The organism is Kitasatospora sp. NPDC030952 (assembly GCF_055571335.1).
Genome location: NZ_JBVIFM010000008.1, coordinates 1 through 18,710, shown reverse-complemented (window position 1 = coordinate 18,710; position 18,710 = coordinate 1). Strand labels below are relative to the sequence as shown.

The window sequence follows — 18,710 nt, the reverse complement described above, 5'->3', positions numbered from 1 at the left end:
ACTGCCGTCGGGTGGTGCGATGCTGGCGGTGCAGGCGACGGAGGGCGAAGTCCTTCCGCTGCTGGGCGAGTTCGTGTCGATCGCGGCCGTCAACGGCCCGCGCTCGATCGTCGTCTCCGGCACGGAGGAGGCCGTCGCGGCGATCGAGGAGCACTTCGCCGACCGCAAGACGAACCGACTGCGGGTCTCGCACGCCTTCCATTCGCCGCTGATGGACCCGATGCTGGCGGACTTCCGCGAAGTCCTCGACGGGCTGACGTACAGCGCACCGTCGATCCCGCTGGTCTCCAACCTGACCGGCGCCCTCGGCACGGACGTCACCACTCCCGACTACTGGGTGCGCCACGTCCGCGAGGCCGTCCGGTTCGCCGACGGCATCCGCACGCTGCACGCCGCCGGTGTCACCCGCTTCCTCGAACTCGGCCCCGACGCCGTCCTCACCGCCCTCACCGCGACCGCCCTGCCCGACGGAGAGGCCGAAGCGATCCCGGCACTGCGCCGCAACCGGGCCGAGGAGCACACCCTCGTCGACGCCCTCGCCCGCCTCCACGTCCACGGCGCCCCGGTGGGCTGGGCCGCCCTGTTCGCCGCCACCGGTGCCCGCCAGGTCGACCTGCCGACGTACGCCTTCCAGCGCCGCCGCTTCTGGCCCGCGCCCCTCGCCGCCCATGGCGGTGATGTCCGCTCCGCAGGCCTCGGCGCCACGACACACCCCATGCTCGGCGCGGCGGTCGACCTGGCCGACGAGGACGGGCTGGTTCTCACCGGACGTCTGTCGACGGCCGCGTTCCCGTGGCTGGCTGACCACACCGTGCAGGGCACGGTCCTGGTCCCCGGAGCCGGTCTGCTCGAACTCGCGCTGCGCGCCGCGGCCGAGGTCGGGTGCGGGCTGGTGGAGGAACTGACCCTGGCCGCACCGCTGGTGCTGCCCGAACACGGCGCGCTCCAGCTCCAAATGCGGGTGGGAACACCGGATGCCACCGGCCGCCGGGAGCTCACCGTCCACTCCCGGCCGGACGGGGACCCGGACGCCGGATGGGTGCAGCACGCGGCCGGTTCGCTGGCCGTCGGGGGAGCGGTGGAGGCGGAGCGTCTCGATGTCTGGCCGCCGGTCGGCGCGGAGCCGCTGCCGGTGGAGGGCGCGTACGAGCGGATGGCGGAGGCCGGGTTCGGTTACGGCCACGCCTTCCAAGGCCTCCGGGCGGCCTGGCGGCGCGGGAACGAGCTGTTCGCGGACGTCGAGCTCCCCGAGGACGTCGAGGCCGATGGATTCGGCGTGCACCCGGCACTGCTCGACGCGGCCATGCACGTCGCCATCGTGGACGCCGGGAGCGACGACACCGTGGTCCCGTTCGCGTGGACGGGCGCGGCGCTGCGCGCCGTCGGCGCGCCCGTGGTGCGGGTGCGGATCGTCCGGCTCGATGGGGGCGGGCTGCGCCTCGACCTCGCCGACCCGACCGGTGACCCCGTGCTCACGGTGGCCTCCGTGAAGGGGCGGGCCGTCTCGGCGGGGCAGCTGGGTTCGGCCGAGCCGCTGTACGCGGTCGAGTGGTCGGAGCTGCCGGCCGTCCCGGAGGCGGGTGCGGAGTGGACGGCCTGGGACGTCCTTCCCGCTGATGGGCCGGCCCCCGAGACCGTCGTCCTGGACTGCGCGGCCCTGGCCGCCCCGGGCGGCGGCGCCCCGGCCGCCGACGTCCCGGCGGCCATGCGCGCGGTGACGCAGCACGTGCTGCGCACGGTGCAGGCGTGGCTGGCGGAGGAGCGGTTCGCGGCGTCGCGTCTGGTGGTGGTGACGCGGGGTGCGGTGGCGGTCGGCGCGGGTGAGTCGGTGGATCTGGCGCAGGCCCCGGTGTGGGGTCTGGTGCGGTCCGCGCAGGCGGAGAACCCTGGCCGTTTCGTTCTGCTGGACACGGACGGGGAGGTGATCGTCACCTCTGAGCCGGAGTCGGCCGTGCGTGGCGGGACCGTTCACGTCCCGCGTCTGGGCCGTCTCCCGCAGCCGGAGGGTCCGCTGCCGGTCGGTGCTGACGACACGGTGTTGATCACCGGTGGCACGGGTGGTCTGGGGGCCGTCGTGGCACGCTACCTGGTGGCCGGGTGTGGTGTGCGCAGTGTGGTGTTGACGAGCCGGCGCGGTCCGGAGGCGCCGGGGGCGGTGGAGTTGGTGGCGGAGCTGTCCGCCCTCGGCGCTGTCGCCGAGGTGCGTGCGTGTGACATGGCGGATCGTGAGGCCGTGACCGCTCTGATCGAGGCGATCCCGGGCCTGTCCGCTGTGGTTCACGCCGCCGGTGTCGGTGACAACGGTCTGGTCGGTGCGCTGACCCCCGACCGGTTGGATGCCGTCCTGGCCCCGAAGGCCGACGGCGCTTGGTACCTGCATGAGCTGACCAGCCACCTCGATCTGACCGCGTTCGTCCTCTTCTCCTCCGCCGGCGGGCTGGTCCTGACCGCGGGCCAGGGCAACTACGCCGCCGCGAACGTCTTCCTCGACGCCCTCGCCGCCCACCGCCGCGCCGCCGGCCTGCCCGCCACCGCCATGGCCTACGGCCTCTGGGACGTCGGCGCCGGCCTCGGCCGCGACCTCGCGGACGTCGACCGGGCGCGGATGGCCACCCAGGGCGTCCCCGTCCTCGACCACGCGGCCGGCCTCGCCCTGTTCGACACCGCGCTGCGCAGCGACCGCGCCGCCGTCGTCCCGATCCGGATCGACGTGGCCGCCCTGCGCGCCCGCACCGACGAGGTCCCCGCGCTGCTGCGCGGCCTCGCCTCGCCGCGCAGGCGGGCCGAGCTGCCGGTGAGCGGGCGGGTGGCCGGGACCGGCCTGGCCGAGCGCCTCGCCGGGCTGGTCGAGAGCGAGGGTCGGCGCCTGGTGCTGGAGCTCGTGCAGGCTGAGGTCGCCGCCGTGCTCGGCCACGCCTCCGCCGAGGCGATCGCGCCCGGGCGGGCGTTCCAGGAGCTCGGCTTCGACTCCCTCGCCGCGACCGACCTGCGCAACCGCCTCAACAAGCGCACCGGCCTGCGCCTGCCCGCCACGCTCGCCTTCGACTTCCCCAACGCGCGGGCCGTCGCGGAGCACCTCCTCGACCTGGCCGGCGCGGGCACGGAGGCGACGCCGACGACCGGCACCGACGTCCGCCCGCACACCTCCGACGAGCCGATCGCGATCGTCGGCATGGCCTGCCGCTACCCCGGTGGCGCGGCCACGCCCGAGGACCTGTGGCGGCTGCTGGCGGAGGGCGTCGACACCGTCACCGGACTGCCGACCGACCGTGGCTGGGACATCGAGCACCTCTACGACCCCGAGCCCGGAAAGGAGGGCCACAGCTACACCCGCCACGGCAGCTTCCTGCACGACGCCGGCGACTTCGACCCCGGCTTCTTCGGGATCTCCCCGCGCGAGGCCCTCTACATGGACCCGCAGCAGCGGCTCCTCCTGGAGACCTCCTGGGAGGCGCTGGAGCGGGCCGGCATCGACCCGCTGTCCCTGCGCGGCAGCCGGACGGGCGTCTTCGCGGGCGTCATGTACCACGACTACGCGCTCAACACGAACCCCTCGGGGACCAGCGGCGGCAGCGTCGTCTCGGGCCGGGTCTCCTACACGCTGGGCCTGGAGGGCCCGGCGGTGACGGTGGACACCGCCTGCTCCTCCTCGCTGGTCGCCCTGCACCTGGCGGTCCAGGCGCTGCGCAGCGGCGAGTGCTCACTGGCCCTCGCGGGCGGTGCGACGGTGATGTCGACGCCGGGCATGTTCATCGAGTTCTCGCGCCAGCGGGGGCTGTCGGCGGACGGCCGGTGCAAGGCGTTCGCCGGGGCGGCGGACGGCGTCGGCTGGTCGGAGGGCGTCGGCGTGCTGCTCGTCGAGCGGCTGTCCGACGCCGAGCGGAACGGCCACCGGGTGCTCGCGGTGGTCCGCGGCACGGCCGTCAACCAGGACGGCGCGAGCAACGGCTTCTCGGCGCCGAACGGTCCGTCCCAGCAGCGGGTGATCCGGCAGGCTCTGGCCGGCGCGGGGCTGTCGGCGGCGGACGTCGACGCGGTCGAGGCGCACGGCACCGGGACGACGCTGGGCGATCCGATCGAGGCGCAGGCGCTCCTGGCCACGTACGGGCAGGGCCGTGAACTGCCGCTGCTGCTCGGTTCGATCAAGTCGAACATCGGGCACGCGCAGGCGGCGGCGGGTGTGGCCGGTGTGATCAAGATGGTGCTGGCGATGCAGCACGGGGTGCTGCCGAAGTCGCTGCACATCGACCGGCCCTCGCCGCATGTCGAGTGGTCGGAAGGCGCGGTCGAGCTGCTGGCCGAGGCCCGGGAGTGGCCGGCCACCGGTCGTCCGCGCCGGGCGGGCGTGTCCGCCTTCGGGATCAGCGGGACCAATGCGCACGTGATCGTGGAGCAGGGGCCCGAGCCGGTCGCCGAGCCGGCCGCCGAACCGGCTGACCGTGGGCAGCTGTTGGGCACGCTGCCGTGGTTGCTCGCCGCGGCGACGCCGGAGGCCCTACGGATGCAGGCCGAGCGGCTCACGGCCTTCGTGAGCGCGCGGCCGGAGCTGGACGCACTGGACGTCGCCCACTCGCTCGTCGCGACGCGGGCGGCGCTGGAGCACCGCGCGGTGCTGCTCGGCGCCGATCGGGCGGAGCTGGTGGCCGGGCTGGACGCGCTGAGCCGGGGCGAACTCGCCCCGGGTGCTGTCACCTCCTCCGCCCGGGCGGGTGGCGCGACGGCGTTCCTGTTCTCCGGGCAGGGGTCGCAACGCTTGGGCATGGGGAGGGAGTTGTACGACCGCTTCCCGGTGTTCGCCCGGGCCTTCGACGAGGTGTGCGGGGGTCTCGACCCGGTTCTGCGGGACGTGGTGTGGGGTTCGGACGCGGAGCTGTTGAACCGGACGGAGTACGCCCAGGCAGGGCTGTTCGCCGTCGAGGTGGCGCTGTTCCGGCTGGTCGAATCCCTGGGCGTCCGTGCCGAGTTCGTAGCCGGGCACTCGATCGGTGAGGTGGCGGCGGCGTACGTGGCCGGAGTGTTCTCGCTGGCTGATGCCTGCGCACTGGTGAGCGCTCGTGGCCGGTTGATGCAGGCGCTGCCTTCGGGTGGTGCGATGCTGGCGGTGCAGGCGACGGAGGACGAAGTCCTGCCGCTGCTGGGCGAGTTCGTGTCGATCGCGGCCGTCAACGGCCCGCGCTCGATCGTCGTCTCGGGTACGGAAGAGGCCGTCGAGGCGATTCACCAGCACTTCGCCGACCGCAAGACGAACCGACTGCGCGTCTCGCACGCCTTCCATTCGCCGCTGATGGACCCGATGCTGGCGGACTTCCGCGAAGTCCTCGACGGGCTGACGTACAAAGCTCCTTCGATCCCGGTGGTCTCCAACCTCACCGGCGAACCGGCCGAGGACCTCACGACCCCCGACTACTGGGTGCGCCACGTCCGCGAGGCCGTCCGCTTCGCCGACGGCATCCGCACGCTGGAAGCCGCGGGCGCCCGCCGCTACCTCGAACTCGGCCCCGACACCGTCCTCTCCGGCCTGGTGCAGGGCCTCCTCGACGATCCGACGGCCGCCGGCACGTGCGTCGTGCCCGCGCTGCACGCGGATCGCGGCGAGGAGGCGAACCTGGTCGGCGCGCTCGGCCGGCTGCATGCGGCCGGCGCCGAGGTCGACTGGTCCGTCCTCTTCGCCGGTACCGGCGCCCGGACGGTGGATCTGCCCACCTACGCGTTCCAGCACCGCCGGTTCTGGCTCGACGCGACGACCCCGCTCGGCGACCTGGGCGCGGTGGGCGTGGGCGCCTTCGCGCACCCGCTGCTCGGCGCGGCCGTCGACCTGTCCCACACGGACGGGTTCCTCCTCACCGGCCGGGTGTCGCTGGACTCGCACCCGTGGCTGGCCGACCACCAGGTCCTGGGCACCGTGCTGGTCCCGGGTGCGGCGCTGGTCGAGCTCGCGCTGCGGGCCGCGGCCGAGGTCGGGTGCGAGCTGGTGGAGGAGCTGACCCTGGCCGCACCGCTGGTGCTGCCCGAGCACGGCGCCGTCCAGCTGCACGTGCGGGTCGGCGGCCCGGACGCCTCGCAACGGCGCGCGGTCACCATCCACTCCCGCCCGGACGGGGACCCGGACGCCGGGTGGGTGCGGCACGCGGCCGGTTCGCTGGCCGTCGGGGGAGCGGTGGAGGCGGAGCCGTTCGAGGCTTGGCCGCCGGTCGGCGCGGAGCCGCTGCCGGTGGAGGGCGCGTACGAGCGGATGGCGGAGGCCGGGTTCGGCTACGGCCCGGTGTTCCAGGGCCTGCGGGCGGCCTGGCGGCGCGGGAACGAGCTGTTCGCCGAGGTCGCGCTGCCGGAGGGTGTGGCGGGCGACGGCTTCGGCGTCCACCCGGCGCTGCTCGACGCCGCCATGCACGCCGCGATCCTGGCCGGTGGCGGTGAGCGGGAGACCATGATCCCGTTCGCCTGGACCGGCGTGAGCCTGTCCGCCGTCGGCGCCTCGGCGGTGCGGGTGCGGATCGTCCGGCTCGGCGACGGCGGGCTGCGGCTCGACCTCGCCGACCCGGCGGGCGGACCGGTGCTGGCCGTGGCCTCGATGGTGGGCCGGGCGGTTTCGGCGGAGCAGCTGGGTTCGGTCGATCCGCTGTACGGGATCGACTGGACAAAGCTGCCGAACTCGCCTGCTGTGGAGGACTCCTGGGCGCGGTGGGAGGACGTCTCGCCTCAGTCCTCGGAGCCGGTGCCCGGCACGGTGGTGCTCGACTGCGGCTCCTTCGCGAGCCCCGCGGACGTCCCGAGCGGTGTCCGCGTGAACGTCCACGCCGTCCTGGAGGTCCTCCAGGCGTGGCTGGTGGAGGAGCGGTTCGCGGCGTCGCGTCTGGTGGTGGTGACGCGGGGTGCGGTGGGCGTCGGTGAGGGTGAGTCGGTGGATCTGGCGCAGGCTCCGGTGTGGGGTCTGGTGCGGTCCGCGTTGGCGGAGCATCCGGGGCGGTTCGGGCTGCTGGACACGGACGGGGAGGTGCTGGTCACCGCTGAGCCGGAGTCGGCCGTACGCGGCGGGGCCGTGCACGTTCCACGTCTGGTCCGGCTTCCGCAGCCGGCGGGCCCGCTGCCGGTCGGCGCGGGTGACACGGTGCTGATCACCGGTGGTACGGGTGGCCTGGGGGCCGTGGTGGCGCGGTATCTGGTGGCCGAGTGCGGTGTCCGGAGCATGGTGTTGACGAGCCGGCGCGGTCCGGAGGCGCCGGGGGCGGTGGAGCTGGTGGCGGAGTTGTCCGCCTTGGGCGCTGTGGCCGAGGTGCGGGCCTGTGACATGGCGGACCGCGCGGCGGTGGCTGCTCTGATCGACGCGATCCCCGGCCTGTCGGCCGTGATCCATGCCGCCGGTGTCGGTGACAACGCTCTGGTCGGCGCGCTGACCCCCGCCCGGATGGATGCCGTCCTGGCCCCGAAGGCCGATGGCGCGTGGTTCCTGCACGAGCTGACCGGTCACCTCGATCTGAGTGCGTTCGTCCTCTTCTCCTCCGCCGGCGGGCTGGTCCTGACCGCCGGTCAGGGCAACTACGCGGCCGCGAACGTCTTCCTGGACGCCCTCGCCGACCACCGCCGCGCCGCCGGCCTGCCCGCCACCTCGATGGCCTACGGCATGTGGGACGTCGGCGCCGGCCTCGGCGAGCAGCTCCTGGAGCTCAACCGCAACCGCATGGCCGCCCAGGGCGTCCCGCCGCTCAGCCGGGAGGCCGGTCTGGCGCTGTTCGCCGCCGGTCTGCGCAGTGACCGCGCCGCCGTCGTCCCGATCCGGGTCGACGCGGCCGCCCTGCGCGCCCGCACCGACGAGGTCCCAGCGCTGCTGCGCGGCCTCGTCCCGGCCGCCCGTCGCACGGCGGCCCACGCCCCGGCGCCGGCCGCACCGGCCGACGGCCTCACCGCCCGGCTCGCCGGGCTGACGGAGGCCGAGCAGCGGCGGACCGTCCTCGACCTCGTCCGGGCCCGGGTGGCCGGGCTGCTCGGCCACGAGTCGGGCGACGCGATCGAGCCGGACCGCGCGTTCCAGGAGCTCGGCTTCGACTCCCTCGCCGCGACCGACCTGCGCAACCAGCTCAACACCCTCACCGGCCTGCGCCTGCCCGCGACCCTCGCCTTCGACCACCCGAACGCCGAGGCGGTGACGGACCTCATCGTCGCCGAGCTGGGCGTGCGGACCGCCGCCGGGAGCGGCCGGGCGGCCCGGGCCGAGGCCGACCTGCGCGCCGCGCTGCAGTCGATCCCGACCCGTCGACTGCGGGACGCCGGCCTGGTCGACGCCCTGCTCGACCTGGCCGACGACCGGGCGTACGACCGGGCCGACGACCGGGCCCGTTCCGTCGACACCGAGACGGACACCCCACCGGCAACGGAGGTCCGCCACGACCCGATCGCGATCGTCGGCATGGCCTGCCGCTACCCGGGCGGGGTGACCACGCCCGAGGAGCTGTGGCAGCTGGTGACCTCCGGCGCGGACGCCGTCTCGCCGTTCCCCGCCGACCGCGGCTGGGACCTCTCGGCGCTGCGCACCGAGGACTCGTACTACACCCGCGCGGGCGGATTCCTCGACGGCGCCGCCGAGTTCGACCCCGGCTTCTTCGGGATCTCCCCGCGCGAGGCCCTCGCCATGGACCCGCAGCAGCGGCTCACGCTGGAGCTCTCCTGGGAGGCCCTGGAGCGGGCCGGCATCGACCCGAGCGGCCTGCGCGGCACCCGTACCGGCGTCTTCACCGGCGTGATGTACCACGACTACCCGGGCAGCGACGGCAACGGCAGCGTCGTGGCCGGCCGCGTCTCCTACAAGCTCGGCCTGGAGGGCCCGGCGGTCGCCGTGGACACCGCCTGCTCCTCCTCCCTGGTCGCCCTGCACCTGGCCGCCCAGGCCCTGCGCCAGGGAGACTGCTCGCTCGCGATCACCGGCGGCGTGACGGTCATGGCCACGCCGGGCGTGTTCGCCGAGTTCGGCCGTCAGGGCGCGCTCGCCCCCGACGGGCGGTGCAAGTCGTTCGCGACCGCCGCCGACGGCACGGGCTTCGCCGAGGGCGCGGGCTTCCTGGTCGTCGAACGGCTGTCGGACGCGCTGCGCAACGGGCACCCGGTGCTCGCGCTCGTCCGAGGCAGCGCCGTCAACCAGGACGGCGCGTCGAACGGCCTGACGGCGCCCAACGGCCCGGCGCAGCAGCGGGTGATCCGCCAGGCGCTGGCCAACGCACGCCTCGGCGCCGACCAGGTCGACGCGGTCGAGGCGCACGGCACCGGCACGACGCTGGGTGACCCGATCGAGGCGCAGGCCCTGCTCGCCACCTACGGCCAGGACCGCGAACAGCCGCTGCTCCTCGGCTCGATCAAGTCGAACATCGGGCACACCCAGGCCGCCGCCGGCGTCGCGGGCGTGATCAAGATGGTGCTCGCGATGCACAACGGCGAACTGCCCTCCACGCTGCACGTGGACGAGCCCAGCGCGAACGTGGACTGGTCGGAGGGGGCCGTCCGGCTCCTGACCGAGCCCCGGCCGTGGGCCCCGGGCGACCGCCCGCGCCGCGCTGGCGTCTCCTCCTTCGGGATCAGCGGCACCAACGCCCACGTGATCATCGAGGAGGCCCCGGCGGCGGCGCCGTCCACGGAGCTGCCGGAGGCCGAACCGGGGATCGTGCCCTGGCTGCTGTCCGCCGCGACCCCCGAGGCCCTGCGCGCGCAGGCCGAGCGGCTGATCGCCGTCGCCGACGACGCCCGTCCGATGGACATCGCGTACTCGCTGGCGACGACCCGCGCCGCGCTCGAACACCGCGCGGCCGTGGTCGGCGACGGGACCGGGCAACTCCTGGCCGGCCTGCGGGCGGTGGCGGCCGGCGAGGCGCCGACCGGTGTCGCGACGAGTGGGCGGACGGCGTTCCTGTTCTCGGGGCAGGGGTCGCAGCGGTTGGGGATGGGGCGGGAGTTGTACGGCCGGTTCCCGGTGTTCGCCCGGGCTTTCGACGAGGTGTGCGGGGAGCTGGACCCGGTTCTGCGGGAGGTGGTGTGGGGGTCGGACGCGGAGGTGCTGAACCGTACGGAGTTCGCGCAGGCGGGGTTGTTCGCGGTCGAGGTGGCGCTGTTCCGGCTGATCGAATCGCTGGGTGTGCGGCCGGAGTTCGTGGCCGGGCACTCGATCGGTGAGGTCGCTGCCGCGTACGTCGCCGGGGTGTTCTCGCTGGAGGACGCCTGCGCGCTGGTGAGTGCTCGTGGTCGGTTGATGCAGGCGCTGCCGTCGGGTGGTGCGATGCTGGCGGTGCAGGCGACGGAGGACGAAGTCCTGTCGCTGCTGGGCGAGTTCGTGTCGATCGCCGCCGTCAATGGCCCGATGTCCGTCGTCGTCTCGGGGACGGAAGAGGCGATCGAGGCGATCGAGGCGCACTTCGCCGACCGCAAGACCACGCGGCTGCGGGTCTCGCACGCTTTCCACTCGCCGCTGATGGATCCGATGCTGGCGGACTTCCGCGCGGTCCTCGGCGGGCTGACGTACACAGCTCCTTCGATCCCGGTGGTCTCCAATCTGACCGGTGGCCTGGCCGAGGATCTCATGACCCCCGAGTACTGGGTGCGCCACGTCCGCGAGGCCGTCCGCTTCGCCGACGGCGTCCGGACCCTCCACGAGGCGGGCGTCCGCCGCTACCTCGAACTCGGCCCCGACGCCGTCCTCACCGCCCTCACCGCGACGGCGCTGCCCGACGGCGAGGGCGAAGCGATCCCGGCGCTGCGCCGCGGGCACGACGAGGAGCGGACCGTCGTCGAGGCGCTGGCGCGCCTGCACGTGCTCGGCGTCCCGGTGGACTGGTCCGCCTTCCACGCCGGGACGGGCGCCCGCCGGGTCGTCCTGCCGACCTACGCCTTCCAACACCGCCGCTTCTGGACGGACGCCTCGGCCTTCTTCCCCACGGCCGAGTCCGCCGGGCTCCGGAACGCCGACCACCCGCTGCTCACCGGCTCGCTCGAACTGGCCGGTACCGCCGGGCTGGTGCTCACCGGTCGGCTGTCGGCCCGGTCGCACGAGTGGCTCGCGGACCACGTCGTGCTGGGTTCGGTCCTGGTGCCGGGCACGGCGCTGGTCGAACTGGCCCTGCGCGCCGGGGACGAGGCCGGCTGCGACCTGGTGGAGGAGCTGACCATGGCCGCGCCGCTGGTCCTGCCCGAGGACGGCTCCGTCCGGATCCAGGTGCGCCTGGCCGAGCCGGACGACACCGGGCGCCGCGCGGTCGGCATCCACTCCACGGCGGACACCGGCCCGGAGCCGGTCTGGACCCTGCACGCGAGCGGTGTGCTGGGGACGGGTGCGGCACCGGCGGAGTTCGAGGCGGGCCTGTGGCCGCCGATCGGTGCCGAGGTGGTCGACGCGGCTGGGCTGTACGAGGGCCTGGCGGAGGCCGGGTTCGGGTACGGCCCGGTGTTCCAGGGCCTCCGTGCCGTCTGGCGGCGCGGGGACGAGCTCTTCGCGGAGGTCGCCCTGCCCGAGGGCGCCGACGGGAGTGGCTTCGGCCTGCACCCGGCGCTCTTCGACGCCTGCCTCCACGGCTTCGCCCTGGCGGGCTCCACCGAGGACGGCGGCGTGCCGTTCGCCTGGGAGAACGTGGCGCTGCACGCCTCCGGCGCGTCGTCGGTGCGGGTGCGGTTGACGCGGTCGGCCTCCGGCGCGCTGGCGCTCGCCGTGGCCGACACCGACGGCAGGCCGGTCGCCTCGGTCGGCGCGCTGACGGTGCGCCCGATCGCCGCCCAGCAGCTCGCGGCCGGGTCGCGGGTCGGCCGGGACGAGCTCTTCCGGGTGGACTGGGTGCCGGTGAAGGCCTCTGGCACGCCGGAGTTCGTGGCGGTGGAGTCGCTGGTGGAGGTGCCGGCGGAGGTGCCGCCGGTGGTGGTGGTCGAGACGGTCGCCGGTGGGGTGCACGCGCGGACGGCCCACGTGTTGGGGTTGGTGCAGGGTTGGCTGGCGGAGGAGCGGTTCGCGGCTTCGCGGTTGGTGGTGGTGACGCGTGGTGTGGTGGCGGGTGAGGATCTGCCGGGTGCTGCGGTGTGGGGTCTGGTGCGGTCGGCGATGTCGGAGGAGCCGGGGCGGTTCGCTCTGGTGGATCTGGCGGGTGCGGAGGAGCTGCCGCCCGCCGCTCTGGGGTTGGAGGAGCCGCAGCTGCTGGTCCGCGACGGTGAGCTGCTCGCGGCCCGGCTGGTGCGGACGGAGTCGTCGGTTGAGGCGGTGGCGTGGCCGAGCGAGGGGACGGTGCTGGTCACCGGTGGTACGGGTGGTCTCGGGAAGCTGGTGGCTCGGCACCTGGCGGCGGAGCACGGTGTGCGGAACCTGCTGCTGGTGAGCCGTCGTGGCGCGGAGGCCGAGGGTGTCGACGAACTGCTGGCGGAGCTGGGTACGGGGGCGGTGGTCGAGGCCTGTGATGTGGCCGACGAGGCCGCTGTCGCCGACCTGTTCGCCCGGCATGAGATCCGCGCGGTCGTCCATACGGCGGGTGTGCTGGATGACGGGGTGGTCGGTTCGCTGACTCCTGAGCGGGTCTCGGCGGTTCTGCGTCCGAAGGCGGACGCGGCGTGGAACCTGCATCGGGCCGCCGAGAACGTCGAGGTCTTCGTCCTGTTCTCCTCGATGGCCGGTACGTTCGGCAGCGCGGGCCAGGGCGCCTATGCGGCGGGCAACGCCTACCTGGACGCCCTGGCGGTGCACCGCCGCTCGCTCGGCCTGCCGGCCGTCTCCCTCGGCTGGGGCCCGTGGTCCGACGTGGCGGGCATGACCGGCACCCTCACCGACGCCGAACGCGAGCGGATGACCCGCGCCGGCGTGCCGCCGCTCGACCCGGAGCACGGGCTGGCGCTGTTCGACGCGCTCGCCACCGGCGCCGAGCCGGCCGTCCTGCCCGTCCGACTCGACCTGCCCGCCCTGCGGGACCGGGGCGACGTCCCCGCCCTGCTGCGCGGCCTGGTCCGGCCCCCGGCCCGCCGGGCGGCCACGGCCCCGGCGGCCGTCGACCTGACCCGGCGGCTGTCGGGCCTGGGCGGCGACGAGCGCCACGCGGCCGTCCTGGACCTGGTGCGGGACCAGATCGCCCTCGTGCTCGGCCACGAGGGCCGGGCGACGGTGGATCCGTCGAAGGCGTTCCAGGAGCTCGGCTTCGACTCGCTGACGGCGGTCGAGCTGCGCAACCGGCTCAAGTCGGTGACCGGTCTCCAGCTTCCGGCCACCGTCGTGTTCGACTATCCGACCGCCCACGCGGTGGCCGGCTTCCTGTTGGAGGGCCTGTTCGGCACCACGGAGAGCACAGACCTTCCGGCGGCCCTGCCCGTCCCGTCCGACGACCCGATCGTGCTCGTCGGGATGGCCTGCCGCTACCCCGGCGGCGTCGCGTCGCCCGAGGACCTGTGGCGACTGGTGGCCGACGGCACCGACGCGATCTCCGACTTCCCGACGAACCGAGGCTGGGACGTAGAGACCCTCTACGACCCGGACCCGGATCACGTCGGCACGTCCTACACCCGGACGGGTGGGTTCCTTCGGGAGGCGGCGGCGTTCGACGCGGCGTTCTTCGGGATGAGCCCGCGCGAGGCGCTGGCGACGGACGCCCAGCAGCGCCTGCTGCTGGAGACCTCCTGGGAGGCCTTCGAGCGGGCCGGCATCGACCCGGTGTCGCTGCGCGGCAGCCGGACGGGCGTCTTCGCGGGCGTGATGTACGCCGACTACGCGAACCTGCTCGGCGGCGGCGAGTTCGAGGGGCACCAGGGCAGCGGCAGCGCCGGCAGCGTGGCCTCGGGCCGGGTGTCCTACACCCTCGGTCTCGAAGGCCCGGCGGTGACGGTCGACACGGCCTGCTCCTCGTCCCTGGTCGCCATGCACCTGGCCGCGCAGGCCCTGCGCAGCGGTGAGTGCACGCTGGCGCTGGCCGGCGGTGTGACGGTGATGTCCACCCCGGCGACGTTCGTGGAGTTCTCCCGGCAGCGCGGCCTCGCCGCGGACGGCCGCAGCAAGGCCTTCGCCGAGGCGGCGGACGGCGTGGGCTGGGGCGAGGGCGTCGGCATGGTGGTGCTGGAGCGCCTGTCGGACGCCCGGCGCAACGGGCACAGCGTCCTCGCCGTCCTGCGCGGCAGCGCCGTCAACCAGGACGGTGCGTCCAACGGCCTGACGGCGCCGAACGGCCCGTCGCAGCAGCGGGTGATCCGACAGGCTTTGGTGAGCGCCGGGCTGTCGACCGCCGAGGTCGACGCGGTCGAGGCGCACGGGACCGGGACGACGCTGGGCGACCCGATCGAGGCGCAGGCCCTCCTCGCCACCTACGGCCAGGACCGCGAACAGCCCCTGCTCCTCGGTTCGATCAAGTCGAACATCGGCCACTCCCAGGCCGCGGCCGGTGTCGCGGGCGTGATCAAGATGGTGCTGGCGATGCGGCACGGCCAGCTGCCGCGCACGCTGCACGTGGACGCGCCCTCGTCGCACGTCGACTGGACGGCCGGCGCCGTCGAGCTGCTCACCGAGCGCACCGATTGGCCGACCACCGGCCACCCGCGCCGCGCGGGTGTGTCCTCCTTCGGGATCAGCGGCACCAACGCCCACGTCATCCTGGAGCGGCCCGAGTCGGCGGAGCCGGCGAGCGAGACGGCGCCCGGCCCGGTGCCGTGGGCGGTGTCCGCCAAGTCGGAGGCGGCGCTGGACGCCCAGCTGGCACGGCTCGCGGACGCGGATGAACTGCCCACCGCAGACGTGGCGTTCACCTTGGCCGGACGGTCGGAGCTGCCGCACCGCACGGTGCTGGTGGACGGCGTGGAGGTGGCCCGAGGGGTCGCGGCCGACGGCAGGACGGCGTTCCTGTTCTCCGGGCAGGGCTCGCAACGCGTGGGCATGGGAAGGGAGTTGTACGACCGCTTCCCGGTGTTCGCCCGCGCCTTCGACGAGGTGTGCGAGGGGCTGGAGCTTCCGCTGCGGGACGTCGTGTGGGGTTCGGACGCGGAGCTGTTGAACCGTACGGAGTACGCCCAGGCTGGGTTGTTCGCCGTCGAGGTGGCTCTCTACCGCCTGGTCGAATCGCTGGGCGTGCGTGCCGAGTTCGTCGCGGGCCACTCGATCGGTGAGATCGCGGCGGCGCATGTCGCCGGGGTGTTCTCGCTCGCGGACGCTTGCGCGCTGGTGAGTGCTCGTGGTCGCCTGATGCAGGCGCTGCCGTCGGGTGGTGCGATGCTGGCGGTACAGGCGACGGAGGACGAAGTCCTTCCGCTGCTCGGCGAGTTCGTGTCGATCGCGGCCGTCAACGGCCCGCGCTCGATCGTCGTCTCCGGCACGGAGGAGGCCGTCGCGGCGATCGAGGAGCACTTCGCCGACCGCAAGACGAACCGACTGCGGGTGTCCCACGCCTTCCATTCGCCGCTGATGGACCCGATGCTGGCGGACTTCCGTGAAGTCCTCGACGGGCTCACGTACAGCACTCCGTCGATCCCCGTCGTCTCCAACCTGACCGGCGAACTGGCCGAGGACCTCACGACCCCCGACTACTGGGTGCGCCACGTCCGCGAGGCCGTCCGCTTCGCCGACGGCATCCGCACGCTGCACGCCGCCGGTGTCACCCGCTTCCTCGAACTCGGCCCCGACGCCGTCCTCACCGCCCTGACCGCGACCGCCCTGCCGGAGGAGGCCGCCGACACCGTGGCCGCCCCGGCGCTCCGCAAGGACCGGCCCGAGGAGGCGAGCCTCCTCCAGGCCCTGGCGAGCCTGTACGTCCACGGCGTGAAGGTCGACTGGCGGGCCCTGCTCGGCGGAGCCGGCCGGCACCTCGCCGAGCTCCCGACCTACCCGTTCGAGCACCGGGACTACTGGCCGACCGGCCTGCCCGCCGGTCGCGGGGCCGAGTCCGCCGGGCTCAGGAACGCCGAACACCCGCTGCTCACCGGCTCGCTGGAGCTGGCCGACAGCGACGGCGTCCTGTTCACCGGCCGGCTGTCGGCGGGGTCCCACCCGTGGGCGGCGGACCACGTCGTGATGGGCTCGGTCCTGGTGCCGGGCACGGCGCTGGTCGAGCTGGCCGTGCGCGCGGGCGACGAGGTCGGTTGCGACGTCGTCGAGGAACTGACGCTCGCGGCGCCGCTGGTCCTCCCGGGGACGGGCGCCGTGCAGCTCCAGGTGGCCGTCGGGGCGCCGGACGATGCGGGCCGCCGGTCCGTGAGCGTGCACTCCCGGCCCGGATCGGGCGGCCGACACCCGTGGACCCTGCACGCCGACGGCGTGCTGGGCTCGGGGGCCGCACCGGCGGCGTTCGACGCCTCGGTGTGGCCGCCGGCCGCCGCCGAGCAGGTCGACCTGACCGGTCTCTACGACGGCCTGGCGGAGGCCGGGTTCGGGTACGGCCCCGCCTTCCAGGGCCTGCGCACGGTCTGGCGCCGGGGTGACGAGCTGTTCGCGGACGTCGTCCTGCCCGAGGGTGTCGAGGGCGGCACCTACGGCCTGCATCCGGCGCTGTTCGACGCCTGCCTGCACACCCTCGCGGTGGGCGGCGGGCTCGGTGAGGGCGGCGCCGGGGTGCCGTTCGCTTGGGAGGACGTCGCGCTGCACGCCTCCGGGGCGTCCGCGCTGCGGGTGCGGCTGACGCGCTCGGCGTCCGGCGGGCTGGCGCTCGCCGCGGCCGACGTGGCGGGCCGGCCGGTGGCATCGGTGGGCTCACTCAGCGTCCGGCCGATCGCCGCCGAGCAGCTCGGCGCCGCGGTCCGCCCGGCGGGTCACGACGCGCTGTTCCGCCTCGACTGGGTGCCCGTGCCGGTAACGGTGCAGACGCCCGCCGGCGCGGACGTGGCGTTCGTCGCGGTCGAGCCGAACGAGCAGGCGCTGGCCGGGCTGGCCGCGCGGGCCGACGTCCCGCCGGTGGTGGTGGCCGAACTCCCGGCCGGCGGCGCCGGGTCGGTGCACGCCCGGGTGGCCACCGTGCTGGAGCTGGTCCGGACCTGGCTCGCGCACGACGGGTTCGCCGACTCGCGGCTGGTCTTCGTCACGCGGGGCGCGGTGTCCGGCGCCGACCTCGCCGGTGCGGCGGCCTGGGGCCTCGTCCGCTCGGCGGCCTCGGAGGAGCCAGGCCGGTTCGGCCTGATCGACCTGGCCACCGCCGAGACCGAGCTGCTGCCGGCCGCCCTCGTCGCCGACGAGCCGCAACTGCTGCTGCGTGAGGGCGAGTTGTTCGCCGCCCGGATCACCCGGGAGGAGCCCGCGGCCGAGGCCCCGAGCTGGCCCACCGAGGGCACGGTGCTGATCACCGGCGGCACCGGTGGCCTGGGGCGCCTGGTGGCCCGGCACCTCGCCGCCGAGCACGGCGTGCGCAGTCTGCTCCTGGTCAGCCGCAGCGGCGCCGCCGCCGACGGCGTGGCCGAGCTGGTCGCCGAACTGGCCGGGCTCGGCGCCGAGACGGCCGTCGAGGCCTGCGACGTCGCCGACCAGGCCGCCGTCACCGGGCTGTTCGCCCGCCACGACGTCCGCGCGGTGGTGCACACCGCGGGCGTCCTGGACGACGGGATGATCGGCTCGCTCACGCCCGAGCGCGTCTCCGCCGTTCTGCGTCCGAAGGCGGACGCCGCGTGGAACCTCCACCGGGCCGCCGAGAACGTCGAGGCCTTCGTCCTGTTCTCCTCGGCGGCCGGAACGCTCGGCAACCCCGGGCAGGGCAACTACGCGGCCGCCAACGCCTTCCTGGACGCACTCGCCCGGCACCGCCACTCCCTGGGCCTGCCCGCGGTCTCGCTGGCCTGGGGTCCGTGGACCGGCGGCGGCATGACCGGCACCCTCACCGAGGCCGAGGCCGAACGACTGGCCCGGGCCGGCATGCCGCCCCTCACCTCGGAACTCGGCCTCGCCCTGTTCGACGCGACCACGGCCGGCACGGCACCCGCCGTCCTGCCGCTGCGCCTCGACCCGGCCGCCCTGGCCCGACGCGGCGAGATCCCGTCGCTCCTGCGGGGCCTGGTACGGGCGCCGGTGCGGCGCGGTTCGGCCGCGGACGCCCAGGGCGCGGCGGGCCGGGGCGCCGAGTTCGTCCGGCGCCTGGCCGAACTGCCGGGCGCGGAGCGGCACGAGGAGCTGCTGGAGGCGGTCCGCGGCCAGGTGGCCGCGGTCCTCGGGCACGCCGACGCATCCGGCGTGGACCCGCAGCGGGCCTTCCAGGACCTCGGCCTCGACTCCCTGACGGCGGTCGAACTGCGCAACCGACTGGGTGCGTTGGTGGCCCTGCGGCTCCCGGCCACTCTGGTCTTCGACCACCCGACGGTGGCGGAACTGGCCGACCACCTCTTCGACCGCCTCGGCCTGCGGCCCGAGCCCACCGACGGCCCGGCCGCCCTGCTGGCCGAACTCGACCGCCTGGAGCAGGCGTTCGGTACGACGGAGGTGGACGTCTCGGACGACGAGCTGTTCGCCCGGGTCACCGCCCGCCTGGAGATCCTGCGCACGAAGTGGCTCGCCTCCCGGGGCGCAGCCTCCGACACCGACACCGACACCGACGCCTTCGACTTCGAGTCGGCGTCGGACGACGAGATGTTCGACCTCCTGGACAACGGACTGGGCCTCGCCGACTGAACCCCGACGGACCCCGGCCGTCCCTGCCGGCCCGCACCTCGCGTCGGGGGGGGGGGGGGGGGGGGGGGGGGGGGAGGGGGGGGGGGTGGAGGGGGGGGAGGGGGGCGAACGCTAAGGCTACCGCCAGCACCCGGCGTACGCCGACGGC

1 protein-coding gene (running past one end of the window) is annotated in these 18,710 nt (G+C 74.8%); it reads left to right on the top strand.

Annotated elements, in window-relative coordinates; all coding sequences use genetic code 11:
* Positions 1-18,562 carry the 3' portion of an SDR family NAD(P)-dependent oxidoreductase gene (locus tag ACZ47G_RS16500; protein ID WP_465743182.1) on the top strand. 11,924 nt of this gene lie to the left of the window's left edge, so 18,562 of the gene's 30,486 nt are visible here — the last part of the coding sequence; its start codon lies beyond the left edge, outside the window; the stop codon is at positions 18,560-18,562.
* Positions 18,563-18,710 lie beyond the last annotated feature (148 nt).